This window comes from Streptomyces sp. NPDC030222 (genome assembly GCF_055573115.1).
In genome coordinates this window covers 295,343-321,116 of record NZ_JBVICA010000001.1, presented here as the reverse complement: position 1 = coordinate 321,116, position 25,774 = coordinate 295,343, and the positions used below count along the sequence as shown (strand labels likewise).

Annotated in this window: 23 protein-coding genes; 9 read left to right on the top strand and 14 right to left on the bottom strand. The window is 70.8% G+C overall.

Annotated elements, in window-relative coordinates; all coding sequences use genetic code 11:
- Positions 1–138: 138 nt before the first annotated feature.
- Positions 139–852, bottom strand: a complete 714-nt coding sequence (locus ACZ4Z5_RS01360; RefSeq protein ID WP_468254874.1) for a nucleotidyl transferase AbiEii/AbiGii toxin family protein — start codon at positions 850–852, stop codon at positions 139–141.
- On the bottom strand, positions 849–1,943 hold the full coding sequence (locus tag ACZ4Z5_RS01355) for an alpha/beta hydrolase family protein (protein WP_468254872.1): 1,095 nt from the start codon (positions 1,941–1,943) through the stop codon (positions 849–851). Before ACZ4Z5_RS01355 ends, ACZ4Z5_RS01360 begins: the two co-directional genes overlap by 4 nt.
- A gap of 88 nt (positions 1,944–2,031) precedes the next feature.
- Here ACZ4Z5_RS01355 and ACZ4Z5_RS01350 point away from each other — a divergent pair, with 88 nt between their 5' ends.
- Entirely contained in the window at positions 2,032–2,976 is a 945-nt protein-coding gene (locus tag ACZ4Z5_RS01350) for a LysR family transcriptional regulator (protein WP_468254870.1), read from the top strand.
- A 164-nt stretch (positions 2,977–3,140) separates the two neighbouring features.
- Here ACZ4Z5_RS01350 and sodN read toward each other — a convergent pair whose 3' ends face one another.
- Positions 3,141–3,536 (bottom strand): superoxide dismutase, Ni, encoded by a 396-nt coding sequence (sodN, locus tag ACZ4Z5_RS01345; RefSeq protein WP_468254867.1) that lies wholly within the window; start codon positions 3,534–3,536, stop codon positions 3,141–3,143.
- Between the two features lie 150 nt (positions 3,537–3,686).
- On the opposite strand from sodN, the gene sodX reads away from it, so the two are divergent.
- On the top strand, positions 3,687–4,109 hold the full coding sequence (gene sodX / locus ACZ4Z5_RS01340; RefSeq protein WP_468254865.1) for a nickel-type superoxide dismutase maturation protease: 423 nt from the start codon (positions 3,687–3,689) through the stop codon (positions 4,107–4,109).
- On the opposite strand, the gene ACZ4Z5_RS01335 is transcribed toward sodX, so the two are convergent.
- A complete protein-coding gene (locus ACZ4Z5_RS01335; protein WP_468254862.1) occupies positions 4,013–4,642 on the bottom strand; it encodes a CGNR zinc finger domain-containing protein in 630 nt (209 codons plus the stop codon). The genes sodX and ACZ4Z5_RS01335 overlap by 97 nt on opposite strands.
- Positions 4,643–4,722: 80 nt before the next feature.
- Here ACZ4Z5_RS01335 and ACZ4Z5_RS01330 point away from each other — a divergent pair, with 80 nt between their 5' ends.
- Positions 4,723–5,490, top strand: coding sequence for a class I SAM-dependent methyltransferase (locus ACZ4Z5_RS01330; RefSeq protein ID WP_468254859.1), 768 nt, complete (start codon positions 4,723–4,725; stop codon positions 5,488–5,490).
- 193 nt (positions 5,491–5,683) lie between these two features.
- Here the strand turns inward: ACZ4Z5_RS01330 and ACZ4Z5_RS01325 are convergent, their stop codons facing one another.
- From ACZ4Z5_RS01325 to ACZ4Z5_RS01315, 3 genes are read right to left on the bottom strand one after another with little or no spacing between them, the layout of a single operon-like run.
- Positions 5,684–6,445 carry an amino acid ABC transporter ATP-binding protein gene (locus ACZ4Z5_RS01325; protein ID WP_468254856.1) on the bottom strand — a complete coding sequence of 254 codons (762 nt, stop codon included), beginning with the start codon at positions 6,443–6,445 and terminating at the stop codon, positions 5,684–5,686.
- A gap of 5 nt (positions 6,446–6,450) precedes the next feature.
- A complete protein-coding gene (locus ACZ4Z5_RS01320; protein WP_468254853.1) occupies positions 6,451–7,410 on the bottom strand; it encodes an amino acid ABC transporter permease in 960 nt (319 codons plus the stop codon).
- Between the two features lie 46 nt (positions 7,411–7,456).
- A complete protein-coding gene (locus ACZ4Z5_RS01315) occupies positions 7,457–8,422 on the bottom strand; it encodes an ABC transporter substrate-binding protein (RefSeq protein WP_468254850.1) in 966 nt (321 codons plus the stop codon).
- A gap of 517 nt (positions 8,423–8,939) precedes the next feature.
- On the opposite strand from ACZ4Z5_RS01315, the gene ACZ4Z5_RS01310 reads away from it, so the two are divergent.
- From ACZ4Z5_RS01310 to ACZ4Z5_RS01290, 5 genes are all read left to right on the top strand, one after another.
- Positions 8,940–10,172: an NAD(P)-dependent malic enzyme gene (locus tag ACZ4Z5_RS01310; RefSeq protein ID WP_468254847.1), complete on the top strand. Its 1,233-nt coding sequence runs from the start codon at positions 8,940–8,942 to the stop codon at positions 10,170–10,172.
- A gap of 485 nt (positions 10,173–10,657) precedes the next feature.
- Positions 10,658–11,236 (top strand): phosphoesterase, encoded by a 579-nt coding sequence (locus ACZ4Z5_RS01305; protein WP_468254844.1) that lies wholly within the window; start codon positions 10,658–10,660, stop codon positions 11,234–11,236.
- Entirely contained in the window at positions 11,233–12,786 is a 1,554-nt protein-coding gene (locus tag ACZ4Z5_RS01300; protein WP_468254841.1) for an alkaline phosphatase D family protein, read from the top strand. Before ACZ4Z5_RS01305 ends, ACZ4Z5_RS01300 begins: the two co-directional genes overlap by 4 nt.
- Before the next feature lie 74 nt (positions 12,787–12,860).
- Entirely contained in the window at positions 12,861–13,826 is a 966-nt protein-coding gene (locus tag ACZ4Z5_RS01295; protein ID WP_468254839.1) for a zinc-binding dehydrogenase, read from the top strand.
- Positions 13,827–13,902: 76 nt separating this feature from the next.
- A complete protein-coding gene (locus ACZ4Z5_RS01290) occupies positions 13,903–15,300 on the top strand; it encodes a cellulase family glycosylhydrolase (protein ID WP_468254836.1) in 1,398 nt (465 codons plus the stop codon).
- A gap of 13 nt (positions 15,301–15,313) precedes the next feature.
- On the opposite strand, the gene ACZ4Z5_RS01285 is transcribed toward ACZ4Z5_RS01290, so the two are convergent.
- Positions 15,314–16,318: a PadR family transcriptional regulator gene (locus tag ACZ4Z5_RS01285; RefSeq protein WP_468254833.1), complete on the bottom strand. Its 1,005-nt coding sequence runs from the start codon at positions 16,316–16,318 to the stop codon at positions 15,314–15,316.
- Between the two features lies 1 nt (position 16,319).
- A complete protein-coding gene (locus ACZ4Z5_RS01280; RefSeq protein ID WP_468254830.1) occupies positions 16,320–17,180 on the bottom strand; it encodes a DUF4097 family beta strand repeat-containing protein in 861 nt (286 codons plus the stop codon).
- Between the two features lie 174 nt (positions 17,181–17,354).
- On the opposite strand from ACZ4Z5_RS01280, the gene ACZ4Z5_RS01275 reads away from it, so the two are divergent.
- Complete coding sequence (locus ACZ4Z5_RS01275; protein ID WP_468254828.1) at positions 17,355–18,179, top strand: hypothetical protein; 825 nt, start codon at positions 17,355–17,357, stop codon at positions 18,177–18,179.
- Between the two features lie 240 nt (positions 18,180–18,419).
- On the opposite strand, the gene ACZ4Z5_RS01270 is transcribed toward ACZ4Z5_RS01275, so the two are convergent.
- From ACZ4Z5_RS01270 to ACZ4Z5_RS01250, 5 genes are all read right to left on the bottom strand, one after another.
- On the bottom strand, positions 18,420–18,602 hold the full coding sequence (locus ACZ4Z5_RS01270; RefSeq protein WP_014176503.1) for a DUF6104 family protein: 183 nt from the start codon (positions 18,600–18,602) through the stop codon (positions 18,420–18,422).
- A gap of 340 nt (positions 18,603–18,942) precedes the next feature.
- Positions 18,943–22,737 (bottom strand): multifunctional oxoglutarate decarboxylase/oxoglutarate dehydrogenase thiamine pyrophosphate-binding subunit/dihydrolipoyllysine-residue succinyltransferase subunit, encoded by a 3,795-nt coding sequence (locus tag ACZ4Z5_RS01265; RefSeq protein WP_468254825.1) that lies wholly within the window; start codon positions 22,735–22,737, stop codon positions 18,943–18,945.
- 269 nt (positions 22,738–23,006) lie between these two features.
- Positions 23,007–24,083, bottom strand: coding sequence for a HAMP domain-containing sensor histidine kinase (locus tag ACZ4Z5_RS01260; RefSeq protein WP_468254821.1), 1,077 nt, complete (start codon positions 24,081–24,083; stop codon positions 23,007–23,009).
- Complete coding sequence (locus ACZ4Z5_RS01255) at positions 24,080–24,817, bottom strand: response regulator transcription factor (protein WP_468254818.1); 738 nt, start codon at positions 24,815–24,817, stop codon at positions 24,080–24,082. Before ACZ4Z5_RS01255 ends, ACZ4Z5_RS01260 begins: the two co-directional genes overlap by 4 nt.
- A gap of 86 nt (positions 24,818–24,903) precedes the next feature.
- Positions 24,904–25,575, bottom strand: a complete 672-nt coding sequence (locus tag ACZ4Z5_RS01250; protein ID WP_468254815.1) for a spermidine synthase family protein — start codon at positions 25,573–25,575, stop codon at positions 24,904–24,906.
- Positions 25,576–25,774: the final 199 nt, after the last annotated feature.

Genomic DNA, 25,774 nt, shown 5'->3' with positions numbered 1-25,774 from the left:
CCGCCCGCGCCCGTCACGGCGCGGGCGCGGTGCCCGCTCGTGCTCCACCGGCGGGGGCCGTGCCGGGCGCGGCGGCCTGCCGGCTCCATGGCCCACCCGGGGCCGGTCCTGACACTCACCCGAGGTCGGCCTTGAGCCTCACCCAGGGCCGGCCCGCCCGTCGGCGTCGTCCTCCGTGTCAGGTTCCTCGTATGGTTCGGCGAGGCGCTCGGCGATGTCCTGGGCCCATGCGGCGGCCCACTGGCGCAGGGTCCGGACCTGTTCCGCGGCCGGTCCGCACGCCTCGAACTCGGCGTCCGTCACCCACTCCAGGCTCTCCAGACGGTCGTGCAGCTCCCGCAGGTCGAAGTCCTCGTCGTGCCGCGCTCCGAGGTGCTCCAGCTCGGCGGTACTGAACAGGCTCCCGACCGCGTACACGTCCACGACGTCGCGCGGCAGCCCCCGGTCGACCAGGGCCCGCATCTTCGTGCCGGCCAGGTCCTCCGGAGCGAGCACCGGGCCGACGCCCTCCACCACGTCCGGAGGCCGCCACAGCACGTCCTTCTCCACGACGATCTCGCACTCCTCCTCGGAGTCCGGGTCCCCGACCGCCATCCGGCCGACGAGCGGCACCACGTTCACCCGCCCGACCCGCCACCCCCGGGCCCGCAGCCCGTCGGCGAGGTGGCCGACGATGTCCGAGGTCGGTGTGGCGTGCTCGGTGACGAAGTCCAGGTCCCGTCCCGGCCGGGCGATCAGGCCGTGCGCCAGCACGGCGTACCCGCCGCCCAGGACGAGTCCGTGCTCCCGCCCCAGATCGAGGACATCGGCCACGAGCCGTCGGTGCGGGGCGGGCGCGTTCTCGAATGTCACACGGGGCAGTATCGCCCGGGACGGGCCTTCATGCCGGGAACGACAACGGCGTCGGCCAGCCAGTCGGCGGTCGCGGGCAGCCAGTCGGCAAGCGCGTTCCCGAGCAGATGGTCGCCGTGCGGGACGAGCACGTACTCACCGAGCGGGGCCTCCCGGGCCAGCGGCTCGCCGCCCACCACACCCGGGGTGACGTCCTGCCCGCCGTCGACGACGCGCAGCGGGCAGGTGATGCGTCCGGCCACGCCGCGCAGGTCCACGCGGCCGGCGAAGCCCCGCGCACCGTCGGCGCTGCCCGTACGCTGGGTCAGTACCTGCGTGACGTACAGCGGGAGCTCGTCCCAGCCGAGCCGGTACGGAGGGCTGACCGCCGCCACGGCGCGGACCCGCGGGTCGTGGGCGGCGGCGACCGCGGCGTAGTAGCCGCCCAGGCTGAGACCGATGAGTCCGACACGCGAGGCGTCGACCTCCGCCCGGGCCGCCAAGGCGTCGATCACCTCGCCCACGACGTGCTGGTAGTCGGCCCGGGGCGGGAGGCTGTACGCGAGGACGCCCTGGCCGGGGCCGTCCATGACGAAGACCGCGGCGCCGCGGCGCAGCAGCTCCTCGGCCACGTCGTGGAACTCCTCCTTCCCGGAGTTGAGCCCGGGGACCACGACGACCACGCCGGGCCGGGTGTCCGCGGAGCCGGCGGGGAGGCGCAGCCACCCCTCGAACGTGGACCCGTCGATCCGGACGGCACGGGGATCCAGGTGGGCCAGTGCCCGGCTCATCGCCGTGTCGGCGTCGGCGGCCGTACGGGCGAGCAGTTCCTCGTCGGGGTGGGGAAGCACCCCCGCGCAGTGGAACCAGCGGGCGGCGGTACGGAACGCGTCGCCCGCGGAGAGCAGGTGCCCTCGCACCTCGTGGGCCTCGGCGGCCGTGAGGTGCGCCTGCCCGGCCGCGTGGAAGGCCGCGGGCCAGTCGTGGAGGGAGCCGAGCGGTGCGGTGACACGGTCGTACGCGAACGGGTCCAGGCCGGCCGCGGTGACGCGTGACCGGTTGTCGGCCACGAACTGCCGCAGCACACCGGGGAGATCGAGGAAGGAAGCCATGGAACCCAATCAACCCCGGCCGGCCGGCGGCGGTCCAACAACCACCACGCACCGGGAGACAACCGGTGGTTGTCATAACGTGAGGTGTATGGACCTCGACCTCGCGCAGGTGCGCGCGTTCACCGCGGTCGCCTCCTTCCTGCACTTCGGCAGGGCCTCCGCGGAGCTCGCGATCACCCAGCAGGCTCTGTCCAAGCGCATCGCCCGCCTCGAAGCCGGGCTCGGCGTCCGGCTGTTCGACCGCGGCGACGGCCGAGGAGTACGCCTCACCGAGGCAGGCGAGCGCTTCCTCGGGCCGGCCCGCCGGGCACTGGCGGCGGGCGAGGCGGCGGTGACCGCGGCACTCGGCGCGCGGCAGCGGCTGCGTATCGACGTCTGGGGACACCTGTACGGGCCGTTGCGCACCCTCGCGCAGGTCATCGCCGACGCTCCGGGACTCGGCATCGAACCGGCCACCGGCCGCGACCACCCGTCGGTGGTGGAGGCCCTGCGCCGCGGCGAGGCGGACGCCGGGTTCGGCCGTGTCCCCGGCCCCCACCGGGCGTCCACGCCCGGTATCGCCCACCGCCTGGTCCGGCTGGAACCCGTCGACGCCGTCCTCGGCGAGACCCATCCCCTCGCCGGCGCCCGGGCGCTGCGCCCGTCGGACCTGAGGGCCTTCGTCCTGCGCTACCCGGCCGACGCCGGCCGCCTCGACTTCCTCACCCGGTTCGCCGACCACTTCGGCGTCCCCCGCCGGACGGACGGCCCGAACCTCGGACAGGTCCCCTTCCTGGAAGCCGTCCGCGACGACCCCTCGTGCTTCTCCCTGTTCCCCGCCGACGCGGCCCCCACCGACGTCCCAGGCATCCGCTTCGTCCCCCTCGTCGCCCCGACCCCGCTCTACGCCTGGTCCCTGATGTGGTCCCCCTCCCACCTCCCCGCCGGCCCGACCGCACTGCTCCACGCCGTCACCGACACCGCACACCGCCGCCGCTGGCTGGAGTTCACCCCCGACCGTGACTGGCTCCCGGACCCCGAAGCCGTTCGGTGACGGCCCCGGCGGTGGTCCTCACCGCTGCCGTGGGCGGGCGGCCCGCGGAAAACACGACCGCACCCGGTCCGTCGAGGACGCCGTGCTCGGCGGCCTGCGGGCCGGGTGCGGTCAGGAAGACCAGGCGATCAGAAGAATCGCAGGTCAAGCGGCATGATCCAAGATCAGGCCTTCTTCGTCTCCCAGAAGATCTTGTCGATCTGGGCGATGAAGTCGAGCGCCTTCTGGCCCGTCGCCGGGTCGGAGGACGCCTTGGCCGCGGAGAGCGCCTTCAGTGCGTCGTTGACCAGCTGGTGGAGCTCGGGGTACTTCTCGAAGTGCGGGGGCTTGAAGTAGTCGCTCCACAGCACCGAGACGTGGTGCTTGGCGAGCTCGGCGCGCTGCTCCTTGATGACCGTCGCACGGGCCTGGAAGTGCGGGTCGTCGTTGGCGGCCATCTTCTCCTGGACGGCCTTGACGGACTCGGCCTCGATGCGGGCCTGAGCCGGGTCGTAGACACCACAGGGGAGGTCACAGTGGGCGCTGACCTTGACCTTGGGCGCAAACAGGCGGGAGAGCATTGAGCTGTCCTTCCTCGTGATCGTCTTCTCAGGTGGGACATTACTCCGTGAGGGTCCCGAATTCGCGACCGGCCCCTCGCGCCTGGGACAAAAGTCCGGGGCCAGGATGGGACCGATGGCCGAACGCACGGAAGGACCGGAGGGTGTCCGATGAACGACCAGGGGCGGGAGCCGAACCCACCGTTCGGGATCGCCGAGGTGACGGGGCCCTCGATGGCGCCGACGCTGCGCCACGGGGACCGGCTGCTGGTGCGGTACGGGGTGGCGGTGCGGCCCGGTGACGTGGTCGTGCTGCGGCACCCCCTCCAGCAGAACCTGCTGATCGTCAAGCGGCTGGTGGAGCGGCGCGGCGACGGCTGGTGGGTGCTCGGCGACAACCCGTACGCCGAAGGGGACAGCAGGGTGTTCGGGACCGTCCCCGACGAGCTGCTGCTGGGCAGGGTGCTGACGCGCTACCGCCCCCTGCCCGCCGACGCTCACTGGTCGCTGCGCGGGATGCTCTCCTGGGCCCTCTCGGCGGTGCGGCCGGTGCTCGCGGACCCGTCCGCCCCCAGGCGCTTGCGCGCCCGGTAGGCGGCCACGTTGGCACGGGTGGCGCAGCGGTCGGAGCAGTAGCGGCGCGAGCGGTTGGTGGACGTGTCGAGGTAGGCGTTCCGGCAGGGCGGCGCCTGGCACAGGCCGAGACGGTCCACGCCGTGCTCGGTGAGGTGGAAGGCCAGCCCCATGGCGGCGATCGCGGCGTAGCCGGCGGTCGCGTTGGACGGGTGCTCGGTGAGGTGCATGTGCCACTTGGGGCGGCCGGTCTCGTCCAGGTACTCGTGTCCCGAGATCTGGGGGCTGACCGGGAACTCCAGCAGCAGCGAGTTCAGCAGGTCGACGGCGAGGGCCTCGTCCCCCTGGTCGGCCGCCTCGAAGACCGCGCGGAGGCGGGCCCGTACGTTCCGGAACCGCGTCACGTCCGCGTCGGTGGCCCGCCGGGCGGCCTGCGAGGATTCGCCGAACAGCGCCCGGACCGCCTCGACCGAGGTGAGCGTGTCCTTGTTCCGGGCCGGTTCCTCACTGTTGACCAGGCGCACGGCATAGTCCGAGTAATAGGCCAATTCCACTTGTAGTCCTTACGGGGGCGGTCTAAGGTGCTCGTAATGGGTCGGTCTCTATCGAGGGTATTACGAGCGGAGGCGTTCGGATGGCTGAGACGGCAAGTGCGGGGAAGACCGACTGGCAGGCCTGGCAACGAAGCTGGGACCGCCAGCAGGAGTGGTACATGCCCGACCGCGAGGAGCGGTTCCGGGTCATGCTCGACATGGTCGAGGCACTGACCGGTCCCGAGCCGAGGATCCTCGACCTCGCGTGCGGTACGGGAAGTATCACGGGCCGGCTGCTGGCCCGGTTCCCGAACGCCACCAGCACGGGGGTCGACCTCGACCCCGCCCTGTTGACGATCGCCCGCGGCAGTTTCGCGGACGACCCGCGCGTCACCTTCGTCACGGCCGACCTGACCGACCCCGAGTGGGCTGCCGGGCTGCCCCACGACTCCTACGACGCGGTGCTCACCGCAACCGCCCTGCACTGGCTGCGCATCGGCCCGCTGGCCACGCTGTACGGGCAGATAGCGGGCCTGGTCCGGGACGGCGGCGTGTTCATGAACGCCGACCACATGAAGGACGACGACACCCCCCGCATCAACGCCGCCGAGCGCACCCACCGGCACGCCGTCATGGACCGCGCCAAGGCAGGGGGTGCCCTCGACTGGGCCGAGTGGTGGCAGGTGGCCGCCGCCGACCCGGTCCTCGCCGGACCGACCGCCGAACGGTTCGCGATCTACGGCGAGCACGCGGACGGCGAGACCCCCTCGGCGGAGTGGCACACCCGCACCCTGCGCGCGGCCGGCTTCGTCGAGGCCCGCACGGTGTGGCGCTCGCCCTCGGACGCGCTGGTCCTCGCGGTCAAGTAGCCGCGGCGTCGAGTAGCCGCGGCCGCGCGGTGGGGCGGCTGCGCGTCGGCCCCTGCGCCGTGAGACGCCGCGAGCCCGGCCGCGGCCCGGACGTGCGGCCCGGACTGGCGACGCGGCCGGGAGACGGCCGCGCGGACGCGAAAGGGCGGTACGAGCCTGTCGGCCCGTACCGCCCTTCGTATGCCCGCGGGTGCTACAGCACCTTCGAGAGGAACGCCTTCGTGCGGTCGTGCTGCGGGTTGGTCAGGACGTCCCGCGGGTGGCCGGACTCGACCACCACACCGCCGTCCATGAACACCAGCGAGTCGCCGACCTCACGGGCGAAGCCCATCTCGTGGGTGACCACGACCATGGTCATGCCGTCCTCGGCGAGCTGCCGCATGACGTCGAGGACGTCACCCACCAGCTCGGGGTCCAGCGCCGAGGTCGGCTCGTCGAACAGCATCAGCTTGGGCTCCATCGCCAGCGCACGGGCGATGGCGACACGCTGCTGCTGACCACCGGACAGCTGGGTCGGGTAGTTCCCGGCCTTGTCACCCAGGCCGACCCGGTCGAGCAGCTTGATCGCGCGCTCCCGGGCCACGGCCTTGGACTCGCCCTTGACCTGGATCGGCGCCTCCATGACGTTGGCCAGGGCCGTCATGTGCGGGAAGAGGTTGAAGCGCTGGAAGACCATGCCGATGTCCCGGCGCTGCACAGCGACCTCGCTGTCCTTCAGCTCGTACAGCTTGTCGCCCTTCTGGCGGTAGCCGACCAGCTCGCCGTCGACGTACAGCCGGCCGGCGTTGATCTTCTCCAGGTGGTTGATGCACCGCAGGAAGGTCGACTTGCCGGAACCGGACGGGCCGATCAGGCAGAACACCTCGCCGTTGTTCACCTCGAGGTCGATGCCCTTGAGGATGTGGGCGGCACCGTAGGACTTGTGGACGCCCTCGGCCTTCACCATTGCAGTCATATGGTTCACCGCCACATGTTCTTGAGGGACAGCAGGTTTGCCTTGACCTTCTGCCAGGGCGTCGGAGGCAGCGTCCGAAGCGAACCGCGTGCGTAGTACCTCTCAACGTAGTACTGGCCGACGCTGAAGACACTGGTCAGTGCCAGGTACCAGATCGAGGCGACGATCAGCATTTCCATGATCGCGAACGATGTGGAGCCGATGTTCGTCGCCGCCCGGAGCAGGTCGGTGTACTGCACCGCCGAGACCAGGGACGAGGTCTTGAGCAGGTTGATGAACTCGTTGCCGGTCGGCGGCACGATCACCCGCATGGCCTGCGGAAGGACGATTCGCCGCATGGTCTTGCTGCTGCTCATGCCGAGCGCGTGCGAGGCCTCCGTCTGGCCCTCGTCCACGGACTGGATGCCGGCTCGCACGATCTCCGCCATGTAGGCGCCCTCGTTCAGGCCGAGGCCGAGGAGGGCGACCATGAACGGAGTCATGACGTCGACCATCTCGTCCTTGTAGAACCCGAGGTTCAGGATCGGGAAGATCAGCGCCAGGTTGAACCAGAGCAGCAGCTGCACGTAGACCGGCGTGCCGCGGAAGAACCAGATGTAGAGCCATGCGACGGCTCCGGTCACCGGGTTCTTGGACAGCCGCATCACCGCGAACACGATGCCGAGGACCAGACCGATGATCATCGACAGGATGGTGATCAGCACCGTGTTGACGAGGCCCGCGAGGATACGCGGGTCGAAGAGGAAGTCGCCGACCGTCTGCCAGCGGATGTCGCCCTGGGCGAACGCGTAGACGAGCGAACCCAGGAGCGCCACCACGATCACACCGGCGATCCAGCGGCCGTAGTGCCGGACCGGGATGGCCTTGATCTGGTCGGGGGGCGCGCCCGGCCCTTCCTTGGTGACCGCCGACCCCGGGTTGGCGGGTGGCTCGTCGGCGGGCACCTTGTCGAACTTGTCAGTCACAGTGACTGCCCTTCAATGGAACGCGAGAAGCGGTAGACGCTGTGGATCACTGGCCGGCGTTGACGGTCGCGGACTTGACGGCGCTGTTGGTGACGTCCCACTTCTCCAGGACCTTGTTGTACTCACCGTTCTTGATGATCGCGTCCAGGGCTTCCTTCAGGGCGTCACGCAGCTGCGTGTTGTCCTTGTCGACCGCGATGCCGAACGGGCCGGCGTCGGTCTGGCCGCCCGCGACCTCGAAGTCGTTGCCGCCGCCCGCGGTCTTCGCGATGTGCGCGGCGACCGGGTAGTCGTTCAGGTCGGCGACCGCGCCGCCGGACTTCACGCGGGTCTGGGCCTCGGCGTCGGTGTCGAACGCCTCGATGGTCAGGGCAGCCTTCTTGGCCGCCTGGCACTTGGTGGACTGCTCCTTGAAGGTGGTCTCGTAGATCGTGCCGCGCTGGACGGCCACCTTCTTGCCGCAGAGGTCGTCCAGGGACTGGATCTTCTGCGGGTTGCCCTTCTTGACCAGGAGGGAGACGCCGGAGGTGAAGTAGTCGACGAAGTCGACACCCTCACCGGTCTTGTTGCCCTTGTCGTCCAGACCCTCCTGGCGGGCCTTGGTGTCGGACATGGCGGACATGACGATGTCCTGACGGCCGGTGTTCAGCGACGAGATCAGGCCGTCGAAGGTGCCGCTCGTGAAGACGAACTTCACGCCGAGCTGGGTGCCGAGCGCGGCGGCGATGTCGGGGTCGATGCCGACGATCTTGCCGCCCTCCTCGTACTCCATCGGGGCGTACGCGGCGTCGGTGCCGACCTTGATCACACCGGCGTCCTGGTACTTCTTGGGCAGCTTGGAGAACAGCGGGGCGTTGCTCGCGGCTCCGGTGGACGTCTCCTTCGTGCCGCTGCCGCCGTTCGTCTGGTCGCCACAGGCGGTCAGCAGCAGGGAGCCGGCGACCGCGATGGCGCTGACCACGGCAAGGCGAGACGTCGCGGCGGTCGTGCGGCGGGTGGTGCTTGCGGTCATTGTCTGATTCCTCCGGCGGGTGACGGTTGCAGAGGTCGGGCACGCACCTTCTGGTGTCGCGACCCTGTGTGAATACGGGCATCTTGCCATTCGGATCCGCGCATTCAGGGGGGCACGCATGTCAAAATCGGATAACGGGTGATCCCCGAATCCAGACATGCCGGTACATCAGGGCCGGATCTTCTACGGAATGCAGCCCCCTCCGCCGGAAAATCTTCGGCACCTTCCGCTATCTGGACCAGTACGTGCCGTCCTTCGGGGTTGTCCGGTTGTTCGGCTATGAGTCATGTCACCGGGGCTATATGGACTCGTCGCCGAGGTGGTCCGTCCGGTAAGAAGGATCCTTACACCCCTCATCCGGGGCTCAGGGCGCGCGTGCGGCGCGCCCCGCGTGTTCGTGACACCCCCTGCAGGGCGGGGCCCATCCGTCCGGCGCAGGGAACGAATGCGGTGCCCGCCCACCCCTCAACCAGGAGTGGCCACCCTCAACCATTCAAAACTTAAGGGGTAAAATAAAGTGGCAGCGGAAATCGTCAACCCTCGCAGCGACAGTCACACGGACAGTGACGGCCAAACGACCGAAAGCGCTCAGGGCGAACCTTTCGATCCGGCTTTCGCGCTGCACCGGGGCGGCAAAATGGCCGTCCAGGCGACCGTTCCCATCCGCGACCGGGACGATCTGTCCCTCGCGTACACGCCCGGCGTGGCAAAGGTGTGCAGTGCCATCGCGGAGAAGCCCGAGCTGGTCAACGACTACACCTGGAAGTCGCAGGTCGTCGCGGTCGTGACCGACGGCACCGCCGTCCTCGGACTGGGCGACATCGGCCCGGAGGCCTCGCTCCCCGTCATGGAGGGCAAGGCGATCCTGTTCAAGCAGTTCGGCGGTGTGGACGCGGTGCCGATCGCGCTCGCCACCACCGACGCGGACGAGATCGTGGAGACCGTCGTCCGTCTCGCGCCGTCCTTCGGCGGAGTCAACCTGGAGGACATCTCGGCGCCGCGCTGCTTCGAGATCGAGCGCAAGCTCCAGGAGCGACTGGACATCCCCGTCTTCCACGACGACCAGCACGGCACGGCCGTCGTGACCCTCGCGGCGCTGCGCAACGCCGCCAAGCTCACCGGGCGCACGCTCGGTGAACTCCGGGGCGTGATCTCCGGAGCCGGTGCCGCCGGTGTGGCCATCGCGAAGTTCCTGCTGCAGGCCGGTATCGGCGACATCGCCGTCGTCGACCGCAAGGGCATCGTCAGCAGGGACCGCACGGACCTCACGGACGTCAAGCGCGAGCTGGCCGAGATCACCAACAAGGCCGGTCTGTCCGGGCCCCTGGAGGCCGCGCTGGCCGGCGCCGACGTCTTCATCGGCGTCTCCGGCGGTACGGTCGCCGAGGAGGCCGTCGCCTCGATGGCGCCCGGCGCGTTCGTGTTCGCCATGGCCAACCCGAACCCGGAGGTCCACCCCGACATCGCGCACAAGTACGCGTCCGTCGTGGCCACCGGCCGCAGTGACTACCCGAACCAGATCAACAACGTCCTCGCGTTCCCCGGCATCTTCGCCGGCGCGCTCCAGGTGCGCGCGTCCCGGATCACCGAGGGCATGAAGATCGCTGCGGCCAACGCGCTGGCGGACGTCGTGGGCGACGAACTGCGCGCCGACAACATCATCCCCTCGCCGTTCGACGAGCGGGTGGCCCCCGCCGTCACGGCGGCCGTCGCCGCGGCGGCCCGCGCCGAGGGCGTCGCGCGCCGCTGAGCCGGCCGCGCCCCGGGAACCATCGGCCGAGAGCCGTCGGGCCGGGCAGCACTCCTCACGGAGGGCTGCCCGGCCCGTTTCCGTTCCGGCTCCGGTCGTTCCGTCCCGGGCCGTTTCGTCTCGCGTCGCCGTTCCGGTTCCGGCCGCCGGGCTGTCTCCGCCGGACCGTGTCCGGTCCGCCTCCGGCCCGTGCGCATTCCGGGTCTGCCCCTGCCCGGGCCTGCCCGCTTCCGTTCCGGTCGGCCTGACTCGTCCGCGCCTTCCGTGCCCTCCGTGCCTTCCGCGCCTGCCGCCCCTGGTCCGCCACCCGTACCCGCTCCCCGGGAACCGTCGTCCGGCGAACCGTCAGAAGTGCGTACTGGCCCAGTACATGTGAGAAGCGAGTTGTCTGTACAACTCAACGCGACTGTTCCCCAGCCCGTCTTCCGGGGTTCATCCACGGCTGCTGTGATGCTCCGCGCCAACTCCCCATGAAGGAGGCGCGAGTGAATCTGGTCGTCAACGGAGATGCCGAGAGCGGACCCGGGGGCTCCGCCACACCGGTCGGAACCGTCACCGGATGGTTGATCGAAGAGGGGGCGCCCGCCCTCATCGCGTACAGCTTCGGCGGCGGCTACCCCACGGCCGCCGACCCGGGACCCCCGCGGCGAGGAAGCCGCTTCTTCTCCGGAGGCAACAGCCCGCGCACCGTACTGGTGCAGGACGTCCCGCTGCCGGCGGACGGTCCCACCGGCCGGGCGGCGGTGGACGCCGGACGCGTCCGCTACACCGCCGCCGGATGGCTCGGCGGATACGCAACCCAGGAGGACGGGGTCCGGCTCTCCGTCGAGTTCCGCGACGCGGAGGGCACCCCGGTCGCGCTCAGCGTCCTCGGCCCCGTCGGCTCCGCCGAACGCGGCGGACGCACCGCCCTCCTGGAGCGCAGGGCCGAGGCCGCCGTCCCGTTCGGGGCGCGCAACGCCCGTGTCGTCCTCGTCTTCACCCGTTCCGGGGGCGGGACCTCCAACGACGGATACGCCGACGGCATCTTCCTGACCCTGACCGCCGCAGGAGGCCTCCGGTGACCCTCAACCGTCGCGATCTGCTCAAGGCCGCCGGCGCCGCGGGCGCACTGAACGTCGTCTGGCCACTGAGCGCGGGACTGTCCCCCGCACAGGCCCGCGAGGCCGCCGAGGACCTGGGCGCCGTCTACGACCCGGCGCCCTTCACCCTCGGCGTCGGCTCCGGCGATCCGCAGCCCGGCAGCGTCGTGCTGTGGACCCGGCTCGCCCCCGAACCGTTCGCGGCCGAGCAGGCCATCCCGGAGGTCGTGGAGGTCGGCTGGGCCGTCGCCGAGGACCCCGCCCTGAGCCGCGTGGTCGCCCGCGGGACCGCCCCCGCCTCCGCCACCCTCGGCCACAGCGTGCACGTCCCGGTCGGCGGACTGCGGCCGGGCACCCACTACTGGTACGCCTTCACGGCGCTCGGCAGGACCAGCCGCACGGGCCGCACCAGGACCGCCCCCGTCGGCGCCGTCACCCGTGTCCGCTTCGCCGCGGCCAACTGCCAGGCCTTCCACGACGGCTTCTACGCCGCCCATCGCGGAATCGCCCGCGAGGACATCGACTTCGTCGTCCACCTGGGCGACTACATCTACGAGCACGGGGTCGTAGGCGGGGACCACGTCCGCGACCACGAGGGACCGGCCGTCCTCACCCTCGCCGACTACCGCCGCCGGCACGCCCTCTACAAGGGCGACCCCTCCCTGCGCGAGGCGCACGCCGCGCACCCCTGGTTCCTCACCTGGGACGACCACGAGGTGGTCAACGACTACTCCGGCACCGGCGGCGGTGCGCCCTTCCTGCAGCGCCGGGCGGCCGCCTACCAGGCCTGGTACGAGAACATGCCGCACCGCGACGCCGGGACCTCCTCCCTCCCGGACCCGGAGATCCACCGGGTGCGCCGCTGGGGCGACCTGCTGGAGCTGACGGTGCTCGACCTGCGCCAGCACCGGTCCGCGCAGAACCTCCCGAACGGCACCATCCTGGGCGCGCGCCAGAAGGACTGGCTCAAGGCGAACATCGACCGCGCGCCGGACTCCTGGCACGTCTGGGCCAACTCGATCATGCTGAGCCAGCTGCGGTCGCGGCCCGGCGGTTCGTACATGTTCACCGACCAGTGGGACGGCTTCCTCGCCGAGCGCAAGGAAGTGCTGGGCCATGTGCACCGGAGCGGCCTGGAGGACCTGATAGTCATCACCGGCGACTGGCATTCGGCGTTCGTCGACGACATCCGGCCGGACTTCGACGACACCTCCTCGCCGGTCGTCGGCACCGAGTTCACGGCCCACTCGGTCACCTCGGGCGCGTACTCCGCCGACTGGAACAGGACCAACGGCCCCGTCATGGGGCGGGCCAATCCTCATCTGAAGTACTTCGAGGGCAACCGCTACGGGTACGACGTCTACGAGGTCACCCCGCAGCGGTTCTCCGCCCACATGCGGGTCATCGCGGACCGCCGGGACCCGGTGTCCCCGGTCACCACACTGACGACCTTCCACGTGGACCGGGGCGGGGCAGGCTCCTACGAGGACCCGGCGACGAAGAACTCCCCGGCGCAGTACCGCAGGGACTGAGCCGGACGGGTGCGGGGCGCGTCACACCCCGATGTGGTTCCGTCGCGTCCCGCACCCGCCCTATGGTCAAGGTCATGTTCGCTGCCTATGCCGCCCGCATCGACCGTGACCAGCCGCTCGAAGGACTGGTCCTGGGGGAGCGGCCCGCCCCCGTGGCGCCCCCCGGCTGGACCGTCGTCAACGTGAGGGCCGCCTCCCTCAACCACCACGATCTCTGGTCACTGCGCGGCGTCGGACTCGGCGAGGACAAGCTGCCGATGATCCTCGGCTGCGACGCCGCAGGCGTCGACCAGGACGGCAACGAGGTCGTCCTGCACTCCGTCATCGGCCAGACCGGCCACGGCGTCGGCCCGGACGAGCCCCGGTCCATCCTCACCGAGCGCTACCAGGGCACCTTCGCCGAGCAGGTCGCCGTCCCCACCTGGAACGTCCTGCCCAAGCCGAAGGAACTGTCCTTCGAGGAGGCCGCCTGCCTGCCCACGGCATGGCTCACGGCCTACCGGATGCTCTTCACCAACGCCGGAGTACGCCCCGGCGACTCCGTGCTGGTGCAGGGCGCGGGCGGCGGCGTCGCCACCGCGGCCATCGTCCTCGGCAAGGCGGCCGGACTGCGCGTCTACGCCACCAGCCGTGACGAGGCCAAGCGGAAGCGCGCCGTGGAACTGGGTGCGGTGGACGCCTTCGAACCCGGCGCACGGCTGCCGCTGCGCGTCGACGCCGTCATCGAAACCGTCGGCGCGGCCACCTGGTCCCACTCGATCAAGTCGCTGCGGCCCGGCGGCACGCTGGTCATCTCCGGTGCGACCAGCGGCGACCGTCCCTCGCACGCCGAACTGACGCGGATCTTCTTCCTGGAGCTGAAGGTCGTCGGCTCGACCATGGGATCCAAGGACGAGCTGGAGGACCTGCTGTCCTTCTGCGTCGCGACCGGCGTGCGGCCGGTGATCGACGAGGTGCTGCCGCTGGAGCGGGCTCGGGAGGGCTTCGAGAAGCTCGCGGCCGGCGATCTCTTCGGAAAGATTGTCCTGACGAACTCTTGATGGTTCGTCAGTTCTGCTGATCGTATCTCCGGCGCGGCGCGTCCTCGCCAACCCGCGCCGCGCCGGAGGCCGTTCCATGCGAACCCGAGCGTTCCGCGCACTCGCCGCCGTGCTGTGCTCCGCCGTCCTGGCGGTGGCCGCACCCGCCCGCGCCGATTCGCCCCCCGAGGGCATTCCGGAACTCACCGACGACCGCGGCCGGGTGCTCACCCTCCGCGGCTGGAACGTCGAGGACAAGAACCACCGCGGTGACCAGGCACTGTCCGCCATCACCGAACGCCACTTCCGCGACCTGCGCGCGGCCGGCTTCGGCTTCGCCAGGCTGCTGGTCTTCTGGGACGACCTGGAGCCGGTCCCCGGCCGGTACAGCGGCGGCTACCTGCGGAAGATCGAGCGGGTGCTGGACTGGGCCGACAAGTACGACATCCAGGTCCTGATCGACGCCCACCAGGACGTCTTCGGCCCCGCGTTCGGCCATCGGGGCATCCCCGCATGGGCGACCCGCACGGACGGACTGCCCTTCACCCCGCACCCGGACGACTGGTTCGCCGAGTACTTCGAGCCGGCCGTGCAGCGTGCCTTCACCCATCTGTACGAGGACGAGGACCTGCGGCGGGCGCAGGTGCGGATGTGGCGGGTGCTCGCCGAACGCTTCGAGGACCATCCGGCGGTGCTCGGCTATGACCTGATCAATGAACCGATGGGCGAGATGCGTCAGGGCGAGGACCTGCCGGGCGCAGCACGCCGCATCGAGCAGGACCAGATCACACCGATGTACAACCGCATCGCGGATGCGATCCGGGAGGTCGACGACCGCAACTGGATCTTCGTCGAACCGACCCCCATCGTGGGCGAGGGCGTGCCCACCGGGCTCGGCCGGATCGACGACCCGAAGGTCGTGTACGCCCCGCACTTCTACAACGCGGCGATGGAAGCGGGCAGGGACTACGACCCGGCGGCCGGCTGGATCGAGGCGTACGAGGCCGCCGTCACCGCCTATCCGAGGCGGTACCGCGTCCCGGTGGTCGTCGGCGAGTGGGGACCGCTCAACAACTCCCTTCCGAACATGGGCCGTTTCTACCGCGATGCGCTCGCCTCGCTCAACCGCTACAGCTCCGGCTGGGCGGGCTACGTCTGGTGCTACGGCGGCGGCTACTGCGCCCTCGACGAGAACGGCCGCCTCCGTCCGAACAAGGAGCAGACCGCGGCCCCCTACGCCCCGGCCGTCGCGGGCGCGGTCCGCTCCGAGACATGGGACCCGTCGACCCGGACGTACCGTCTCGCCTTCACCGCGTCCGGGCGGTCCCGCGGCGTCACGGAGGTGTCCCTGCCGCCGGCCCCGGACGGCTGGCGGCTGACCGCGGGCCCGGTCCACCGCACCGTGGCGCCCGGCAAGGCCGCGGTCGTCCGGCTGCCCGCCCGTCCGGGCGCCCGGGTGACGGTCACCGCCGCGCCGCCCGCCGGCCGGGACTGATGGTCCCGCCCCGTCAGCCCCGGTCCGGGGCGCGCAGGATGGCACCGATGTGGGCTGCTGCCGCGGAGAGATGACGCCGGGCGTTCTTCAACTGGGTCTCCGTCACACCGCGGTCGCGGGCCGCATCGCGGATGTCGTCGCGGAAGCGGTCGAGCAGCCGGTCGAGGTCGCGGGCCGGGTCGCCCGTCGTGGGCTCGTACAGCCACTCGGGTTCGGTGCCGGCCGGCTGCTCGGGCGTCAGATCGGGTGCGTCGGCGGGACCGGCGGCCGGGCCCGCGTCGCCGGGACCGGTGCCCGGCATCGGGAAACGCCCGAAACGGGACAGCTCCCTGGTGATCTCCGACAGTCCGTCCCGGACCGCGGCCGGCCAGTCGCCGCGCCCGATGTGGTCCTGCACCTGCTCCTGCACCCGGCGGGCGACGCGCTGCATCTCCTCCCGCGCCTGCTCCTGGGCCGCCTTGGCCGCATGGCGGGCCTGCCGGGCGTCCTCGCGGGCGCGCCGGGACTCGTCCTTGGCGCGGCGGGTCTGCTCCTTCCACTCCTGCTTCGCCTTGCGCACCTCCTCCTTGGCGGCCCGCCAGGCCTCCTTGTCGCCGAACACCGACTCCCAGTCCGTGCCGGACGACGAGGAGCGGGTCTCTCCGGCCGCCGCGCGGATGTCGCGCCGCAGTCTGCCGGCCGCCCCGCGTACGTCGTCGCGGATCTCCGCGGCGAGTTCGGACACCGACTCGTGGATCTCCTGTTCCAGATCGGCCAGTTCCCCGCTGCGGCCGGCCAGCTCGGCCCGTCCGGCGTCGGTGATCGAGTAGACCTTGCGGCCGCCCTCGGTGGTGTGGGTGACGAGCCCCTCGGCCTCCAGCTTCGCCAGACGCGGGTACACCGTGCCGGCGCTCGGCGCGTACAGCCCCTGGAAGCGCTCCTCCAGCAGCCGGATCACTTCGTATCCGTGGCGCGGAGCCTCGTCGAGCAGCTTGAGCAGATAGAGGCGGAGGCGTCCATGGGCGAAGACGGGCGGCATGTCAGAGCACCTTTCCTGCGCGGGTGTCGGCGGCTTCGTGGCGGTCGTCCCCGTCGGCGGGCGGGCGGCGCAGCAGGGCGATGGCTCCCGAGACGGTGGTCGCCTTCAGTCTGCCGGTGCCGGCGCCCAGTGTGCCGGTGATCTTCTTCGCACCCCACTGGCCCGAAACCCGCAGATCCTCGAAGGCGTTGGACACCGCACCGCTGGCGGTGTTGGCCTCCACCCGCGCATCCGCCGGATGCGGAAGCCGGATTGCTATCTCACCCGAAACGGTGCAGAGCTCGATGCTCGTGGGCCGGCCCGCGGGGTCGATGTCGACGACCATGTTGCCGCTGACGGACTCGGCCTTCACGGCCGTCCCCGCGCCGTCGACCACGGTGAGGTCTCCGGACACCGAGTTGTGGTGCAGCCGCCCGGTCACGGCCTGGGCCTCCACGTCCCCGGTGACGGTTTCGGCCCGTACGTCACCGGAGATGCCTACCAGTGCGGTGTCACCACTGACACTGCGTACGTCCGTGCGCCCGCGGATGCCGGAGACGACGGACCCGGCCCCCACGACCTTGACCTCCACCCGCGAGTCCGCCGGAACGGCGAGGGACACCACCGCGTGCCGCCCCCGCTCCTTGCGTTCGAACCATTTGAGGCAGTTCGCCCAGGAGAGGTCCTGGTATCCGACGGTCAGGGTCTGCTCCTGCTGAGTCACGGTCAGCGGCGGGCCATCGAGCTCCGAGACCTCGAGACGGGCGGAACTCTCGTCCGTCCCCACGACGTTGACGGTTCCGTTGACGATGCGCACCTTCAGTGTGGTGACCGGGTCGTCGAAGGTCATTTTGTGCGGTTCTGCGACGGACCACTCGGACATGTGCGGACCCCTCCCTGGGCTGGGCGCGCGGCGAGCCGCGGGACAGTGACGCAACATATCGCGTCACTCACAAGAACACGATATATCTCGGTCGGGCCAAGTCAAGGGTGATCCGGACGGACGCCAGGGGGGTGAAGCGCGTATAAGCGGGCGAATTGCCCTAGCGTATGGACCGTGCCCAACGCCGTCGCGCCCTCCGTCGGAGCGCTCCTGCTCTGCCGTGCCGACCTCGCCGTCGTCGAATCGACGGCCCGTCTGCCGCGCGAACGGCTGGCCCTCGCACCGGCCGGCGACGGCTGGAGCGTACTGATCCCCGAAGGGCGGCCCTGGGCCACCGGCAACGATCCGGTCGACCGGGTCGCGGGCGGCTGGGCGTCCGCACTGGCCCTCGGGGTGGCCTGGCCGGTCGTGGCCCTGTGGTGGGACGAGGACCGCGCCGGCTACACCCTCGCCTCAGGATTCCACCGCACCGTCGGATACGTCTGGCTCGCGGACGGCACCCCCGTGGGCGAGGACGAGGCGATGCACTCCTTCGCGTCCAGGCTCGGCCTCGACCCCGTCCTGGACGCGGCCGCGCTCGACGCCCTGACCCGCGCCGACGCGGACTCCGACGCCCGCGCCAGGCTCCGCGGCCTCACCGCCGTCCTCGGCCGCACCGGCCTCGACCTGCCCGACGGACTGCACCCGGGCGCGCCCGCGGAAGACCTCTTCGACACGGCCCGCAGCCGCCCGGGCGGCATGGTCGTGGAATGGGAGGGCCTGCGCGAGGCGGTCCGCGCGGAACTCGACGCCGTGACGGAAGGCCCGTTCACGCACTCGGTACCCGGCCCGGCGGCCCGGCTCCTCGGCGCCGCCCAACTGGCGGCCGGTGTGCCCCTGACGGCCTGGGCCCTCAGCCGCCGCAATGCCGGCTGGGCGTTCGCGGGCGGCCTGCTGATCGCCCACGGCCTGCTGATCCTGGCCCACGACCGGCGGCGCCGCCGGTCGGACGGCACGTGACCCGTACGCACACCTCGCGGCGGCGGCAGGCCTGCAGGCGATCGCCGACGGCCGGCGATCGGCCGGCTTCAGCGCAGCTCACGACGGTTCGAGACCGTGGCCCGGCGGCGCGGCGACCGCAGGAGGGGAGCCGGTGCCGGGCCGTGCGGCCCGCGGGCGGATCTCCTCGGTCGGCGTCCCGGATTCGGGGGCAGACCTGCCGCGCCCCGCGCCAAGGCGCCGGGGCGTGCGCTCTGCCGGCTACTCGTCCTCGTCCTCGTCGTCCAGGCGGGCCAGCCAGGTCGCCAGCCGCTCCACCGGGACCTCGAAGTCGGGGTTGAGGTCGACGAACGTGCGCAGCTGCTCGGCGAGCCACTCGAAGGTGATCTCCTCCTCGCCGCGCCGCTTCTCCAGTTCCTCGATGCCACGGTCGGTGAAGTACAACGGGTGCTCCGGTCGGTGATGTGCGATGGATGGGGGACCCCGGATCCAGGATAGGCGGGCGCTCGCACCCCTCTCGCCCCCGGGACGGGGACGGATGCGGCCCGTCAGCGGGTGGGGTTCGACGGGTACTTCGAGCGCTTCCCTTGCCCGGAGCGCCGCCGTCGCCGGGAACGCCGGAGGTCCGGGAACGCCGGGGGTGCGGAACGCCGGAGGTCCGGGAACGCCGGAGGTCCGGGAACGCCGGGGATGCGGAACGCCGGAGGTCCGGGAACGCCGGAGGCCCGGCACCGCGTCGTGCGCGGCACCGGGCCTCCGGTTCGTTCGGCCGGCGGCTGCCGGATCAGGCGTCGAAGACCTCGTTGACCAGCTGCTGCTGCTCGGCCTGGTGACGCTTGGCCGAACCGACCGCCGGGGACGAGCCGTGCGGACGCGAGATGCGGCGCAGACGCTCGGCCGGGGGCAGACCGGCACCGACCTTCAGATCGATGTGGTCGATCAGGTTGAGCGCGATGAACGGCCAGGCACCCTGGTTCGCCGGCTCCTCCTGGGCCCAGATGTACTTCTCGGCGTTCGGGTACTTGGCGATCTCGGCCTGGATCTCCGCACCCGGCAGCGGGTACAGGCGCTCCAGCCGGATGATCGCGGTGTCCGTGGTGCCCCGCTTCTGACGCTCGGCCTCCAGGTCGTAGTAGACCTTGCCGGCGCAGAAGACGACCTTGCGGACGGTGCTCGGATCGGCGTGCGTGTCGCCGATGACGGGACGGAACCCGCCGCTGGTGAACTCCTCCGTCTTCGACGCCGCGGCCTTCAGACGCAGCATCGACTTCGGGGTGAAGATGATCAGCGGCTTGTGGTGCGGGTTGTGGACCTGCCAGCGCAGCAGGTGGAAGTAGTTCGACGGCAGGGTCGGCATCGCGACCGTCATGTTGTTCTGCGCGCACAGCTGGAGGAAGCGCTCCGGGCGGGCGGACGAGTGGTCCGGGCCCTGGCCCTCGTAGCCGTGCGGCAGCAGCAGCGTGACGCCGGAGGTCTGGTTCCACTTCTGCTCGGCCGAGGAGATGAACTCGTCGAGGACGGTCTGCGCGCCGTTGACGAAGTCACCGAACTGGGCCTCCCAGAGGACCAGCGACTCGGGGCGGGCCAGCGAGTAGCCGTACTCGAAGCCCATGCAGGCGTACTCGCTGAGCAGCGAGTCGTACACGTTGTACCGGGCCTGGTCCTCGGACAGGTACATCAGCGGGGTGTACTCCTCGCCGCTGACCTGGTCCACCAGGACCGCGTGGCGCTGGCCGAAGGTGCCGCGGCGCGAGTCCTGGCCGGACAGCCGGACCGGGGTGCCCTCCAGCAGCAGCGAGCCGAACGCCAGGGTCTCGCCCATGCCCCAGTCGATGGTGCCGTCCTCGACCATGGCGGCGCGGCGCTGCAGCTGGGGCAGCAGACGCGGGTGCACATGGATGTGGTCGGGGATGTTGACCTGGGACTGGGCGATCCGCTTGACGACCTCCTCCGACACCGCGGTGCCCATCGGGACCGGGAAGGCGGTCTCGGGCTGCGGCACCGTGGCCTCGGCCGGGGTCTCGGCAGCCTCGCGGACCTCGGTGAAGACCTTCTCCAGCTGGCCCTGGAAGTCCTGGAGCGACTGCTCGGCCTCTTCCAGGGTGATGTCGCCGCGGCCGATCAGGGACTCGGTGTAGAGCTTGCGCACCGAGCGCTTCTTGTCGATCAGCGTGTACATCTGCGGGTTCGTGAAGGACGGGTTGTCCGACTCGTTGTGCCCGCGGCGGCGGTAGCAGATCAGGTCGATCACGACGTCCTTGTTGAACGCCTGGCGGAACTCGAAGGCGAGCCGCGCGACGCGGACCACGGCCTCCGGGTCGTCGCCGTTCACGTGGAAGATCGGCGCCTCGATCATGCGGGCCACGTCGGTCGCGTACATCGAGGAACGCGAGGCGGTGGGTGCCGCCGTGAAGCCGACCTGGTTGTTGATCACGATGTGCACGGTGCCGCCGGTGCGGTAGCCGCGCAGCTGCGACATGTTCAGCGTCTCGGCGACGACGCCCTGGCCGGCGAACGCCGCGTCGCCGTGCAGGGCGACGGGCAGCACGGTGAAGTCCGTGCCGGCCTTGTTGATGATGTCCTGCTTGGCGCGCGAGACACCCTCCAGGACCGGGTCGACGGCCTCCAGGTGGGAGGGGTTGGCGACCAGCGAGACCTTGATCTGCTCGCCGTCCAGGCCGGTGAAGGTGCCCTCGGCACCCAGGTGGTACTTCACGTCGCCGGAGCCGTGCATCGACTTCGGGTCGAGGTTGCCCTCGAACTCGCGGAAGATCTGCGCGTACGACTTGCCGACGATGTTGGCGAGGACGTTCAGACGGCCGCGGTGGGCCATACCGATGACGACCTCGTCCAGGCGGGCCTCGGCCGCCGAGTCGATGACCGCGTCGAGCAGCGGGATGACGGACTCGCCGCCCTCCAGCGAGAACCGCTTCTGGCCGACGTACTTGGTCTGCAGGAACGTCTCGAACGCCTCGGCGGCGTTGAGGCGGCGCAGGATCCGCAGCTGTTCCTCGCGCTCCGGCTTGGAGTGCGCGCGCTCGACGCGGTCCTGGATCCACTTGCGCTGCTTGGGGTCCTGGATGTGCATGAACTCGATGCCGGTGGTGCGGCAGTACGAGTCGCGCAGCACGCCGAGGATGTCGCGCAGCTTCATCATCGCCTTGCCGGCGAAGCCGCCGACCGCGAACTCGCGCTCCAGATCCCACAGGGTGAGCCCGTGCTCGGTGATGTCGAGGTCGGGGTGCTTGCGCTGGCGGTACTCCAGCGGGTCGGTGTCGGCCATGACGTGGCCGCGGACCCGGTAGGAGTGGATCAGCTCGAAGACGCGGGCCGCCTTGGTGACGTCGTCCTCGTGAGAGGTGTCGATGTCCTTCAGCCAGCGGACCGGCTCGTAGGGGATCCGCAGCGCCTCGAAGATGTCGTCGTAGAAGCCGTCCTCGCCGAGGAGCAGGTTCGCGACGATCCGCAGGAACTCGCCGGAGGCGGCACCCTGGATGACCCGGTGGTCGTACGTCGAGGTCAGCGTCATGACCTTGGAGATGCCCAGCTTGTTCAGGGTGTCCTGCGAGGTGCCCTGGAACTCGGCGGGGTAGTCCATGGAGCCGACGCCCATGATCACCGACTGGCCGGGCATCAGGCGCGGCACGGAGTGCACGGTGCCGAGGCCGCCGGGGTTGGTGAGGGAGACGGTGACGCCGGTGAAGTCGTCCATCGTCAGCTTGTTGCTGCGGGCGCGGCGGACGATGTCCTCGTAGGCCTGCCAGAACTCGAAGAAGTTCATGGTCTCGGCCTTCTTGATGGCCGCGACGACCAGCTGGCGGTCACCGTTGGGCTTGACGAGGTCGATGGCGAGACCGAGGTTCACGTGCTCGGGCTTCACCAGCGTCGGCTTGCCGTCCTTCTCGGCGAAGGACCAGTTCATCGACGGCATCGACTTGATCGCCTGCACCATCGCGAAGCCGATGAGGTGGGTGAAGGAGACCTTCCCGCCCCGGGCGCGCTTGAGGTGGTTGTTGATGACGATGCGGTTGTCGAACAGCAGCTTCACCGGGACGGCGCGCACGGACGTCGCCGTGGGCAGCTCCAGCGAGGCGTTCATGTTCTTCGCCACGGCGGCGGACGGGCCACGCAGCACGACGAACTCCGGGCCCGCGGCGGCGTCGGCCGCCGGGGCGGCTGCACGCTTCGCCGCCGCGCCGGCCGCCTGTGCGGGGGCGGCGGGAGCGGTGGCGGCGGGCTTGGCGGCCGGTGCGGCCGGAGCCGGGGCGGCGGGTGCCGGGACGGCGGGCGCGGGCTTCGCCGGTGCGGCCGGGGCCGGTGCGGCGGGCGTGGGGGTCACCGCAGCCCCCGCGGCTGCGGTACCGCCGGCAGGGGCTTCCGCCGCGCCGGACGTGGCGCCCGGCTTGTAGTCGGCGAAGAAGTCCCACCAGGCACGGTCGACCGAATTCGGGTCCTGGAGGTACTGCTGGTAGATCTCGTCGACGAGCCACTCATTGGCACCGAAGGCGGTCGCAGGGCTCGTGCCCTGCCCGTCTTGGTCGGTCGAGATGCTCGAGTTACTGGGGGACTGAGACGACACGGCGGCAACCGCCCTCTTCCGCTTCACAAGGTGATGGACAGCGGAAATAAAGGCTACGCCTCCCGGGCGGGGAGGTGCAGGCCGGGCGTCCCATCCGTCGTGTAAGTCACATCGAGAACCGCGTTTCGGCGCGGGAAATGGCGGGAAACAAGCCAGGTTCCGTTTCTCCGCGGGTACGCCGCAGCGCGGTTGCGGGCCCATGGCCCGCATCCTGGCCGCATCCTCGGTGGAGGACACACAGAAGCGGTCCCTCCGGTTCGAACCCTACGTCAAGGCAGCTGCCGTGGGATCCCCGGAAGAGTGACCCGGATCCGGCAACCCCGGGCCGATTCGGCCACTCCGATCCGTCCGCCGTGCAGATCCACCGCCCAGCGCGCGATGGCCAGACCCAGGCCCGTACCGCCGTCGCTCCCCGGACCGTGCGGGGTGGAGGCGCTGCCCCGGTTGAAGCGCTCGAAGACCTTGTGCCACTCCGACTCCGGGATGCCGGGCCCCTCGTCCAGCACCTCCAGGTCCAGCGACTCGGGGTCCTGGCCCCGCCTGGCCCGTACGGTGACCCGGCCGTGCGGCGGGCTGTGCTTGACCGCGTTGTCGATCAGATTGGCGACCACCTGGTGGAGCCGCTCCGCGTCCGCGTGCGCGGTCAGCTCGGGCGGCGACACGTCCAGGTGCAGATGGACGTCGGTACGGGTGTGGCGGCCCGATCCGGAGGCCAGACGGCGCTGCCCGGTGGCCAGGTTCGCCTCCTTCAGCACCCCCGACAGATACGGCCACACCTCGAAGCGCCGGGCCCGCAGCGGTACGACGCCGTTGTCCAGCCGTGACAGGTCCAGCAGCGTCTCCACGAGCCCGCCCAGCCGCTCGGTCTGCTTCAGCGCCGTCCGCATCGTCTCGGGGTCGGCGGCCGACACCCCGTCCACGACGTTCTCCAGCACGGCCCGCAGCGCCGCGATCGGTGTGCGCAGCTCGTGCGAGACGTTGGCGACCAGTTCCTTGCGGTGGCGGTCCACCGACTCGAGGTCGTCGGCCATCCGGTTGATCGTGGAGGCCAGGTCGCCCAGCTCGTCGCGGCGGTCGGCGCCGCGTACCCGCCGGGTGTAGTCGCCGTGCGACACGCCTTTGGCGACCCTGGTCATCTCGTCCAGCGGCGCGGTCAGACCGTGCGCCACGAACTGGGTGATCAGGAGGGTCGCGATCACCGAGAACACGGTGATGAATCGCAGCTCGGTCTCCGTGCGCACCGCCACCATCAGCAGCCCGGTCGTGATGAAGACCGAGACGACGACCAGGGTGCCCAGCTTGGCCTTGATCGAGAACGGCCGCAGCCCGGACCAGGGCGGGCTCATGGCGCCGGGGTCTCCAGCGCGTATCCCACTCCGTGCACGGTACGGATCCGCTCGGCGCCGATCTTCCGGCGCAGCGCCTTGATGTGGCTGTCGACGGTCCGTGTCCCGGAGGCGTCCGCCCAGTCCCACACCTCCGCGAGGAGCTGCTCGCGCGACAGCACGGCCCGCGGGGTGCTCGCCAGGCAGGTCAGCAGGTCGAACTCGGTCGGGGTGAGGTGCACGTCCTCGGCCCGCACCCGCACCCGCCGCTGTGCGTGGTCGATCTCCAGGTCGCCGAGGCGCAGGATGCCACTGCGCGGTGCGGCGGCGGCCAGGGTGGCCCGCTCCACGCGACGCAGCAGCACATGGACCCGGGCGGCCAGTTCGCGCATGGAGAACGGCTTGGTCATGTAGTCGTCCGCGCCGACCCCGAGACCGACGAGCATGTCCGTCTCGTCGTCACGGGCCGTGAGCATCAGCACGGGGACGGGGCGGCGGGCCTGGACCCTCCGGCACACCTCCAGTCCGTCGAAGCCCGGGAGCATGACGTCCAGCACCATCAGGTCCGGCTGCCACGCCTCGGCCGTGTCCACGGCCGCCGGCCCGTCGAGCGCCGTTTGCACCTGAAAGCCCTCGGCCCGCAGGCGTGCGGCGATGGCTTCGACGATCGTGGTGTCGTCCTCGACCACCAGAACGCGCCGCTGGGCGCCGGGAGTCGCCGCGACGCCGTTGTGAGTGGTCTGTGTCTGCTCCATCGCCCGCCCCTGTCGTGCGCTCCGGGAAATCGTGGGGGAGATCCCGTGTGTCGGTCAGCAGACTAAAGGCACTGGTGGACTCCCGGCTACGCAGGGCGAACGGCGAGGTGGACCACATCCGGTACGCCCCGGGCAACCCGGATCTCTTCGGTCCGAACCTCGCAGAACCCGGCATTCCGCAAGGCCTTCTCAAATGCGACGGACGGTCGTGCGGACCAGACGGCGAGCACCCCACCCGGTTCGAGGCGGTCCCGGCAGGCCTCCAGACCGGCCGGCGCGTACAGGCTCCCGTTGCTCTCCGTGACCGTCCAGTCGGGGCCGTTGTCGATGTCCAGGCACAGGGCGTCATGGCGGCCGGAGGCGGGGTCGTGCAGATGGACGAGGAGGTCGGTGTGCAGCACCTCCGTCCTGGGATCGGCGAGCGCCGCGGCCGACACCACGTCGAGCGGGCCTTCGCGGTGCCAGTCGATGACGGCCTCCTCGCGCTCCACCACGGTGATGCGTCCCCAGCGCGGCTCGGCCGCGGCGTGGGCGAGCGAGAAGCCGACACCGAGTCCGCCGATGAGCACGGAGGGCCGCTCACGGTCCGCGGGCAGGGCCCGGAGCGCCGCGTCGACGAGCAGCCGTTCCGAGCGTCCGTCTGAGGTGTCCATCAGGAAGCAGCCGTTGGCGATGATCTCGAAGTCCTCGCCGCGTCTGCGCAGCACCACCTCGCCGTAGGGGCCTTCTCGGCGGTCGATGGTGACGGGAACGGACATGGACGCGACCTCCGGCTGATCCGTACGACGGCGTGAGCGACGGCTTTCCGTCCATCCTGGCGGGAGGGCGAGCACGCGCCCAAGCCGTTTACGTGCCGCATTGACGTGTGACCCCGTTACGCGCGGCTGACCCCGTCGTGCGCGGCGCGCGTGGACTCGGCCGGGAGGGCACGCCGGCGGACGCGCGGCGGGGGCCGGA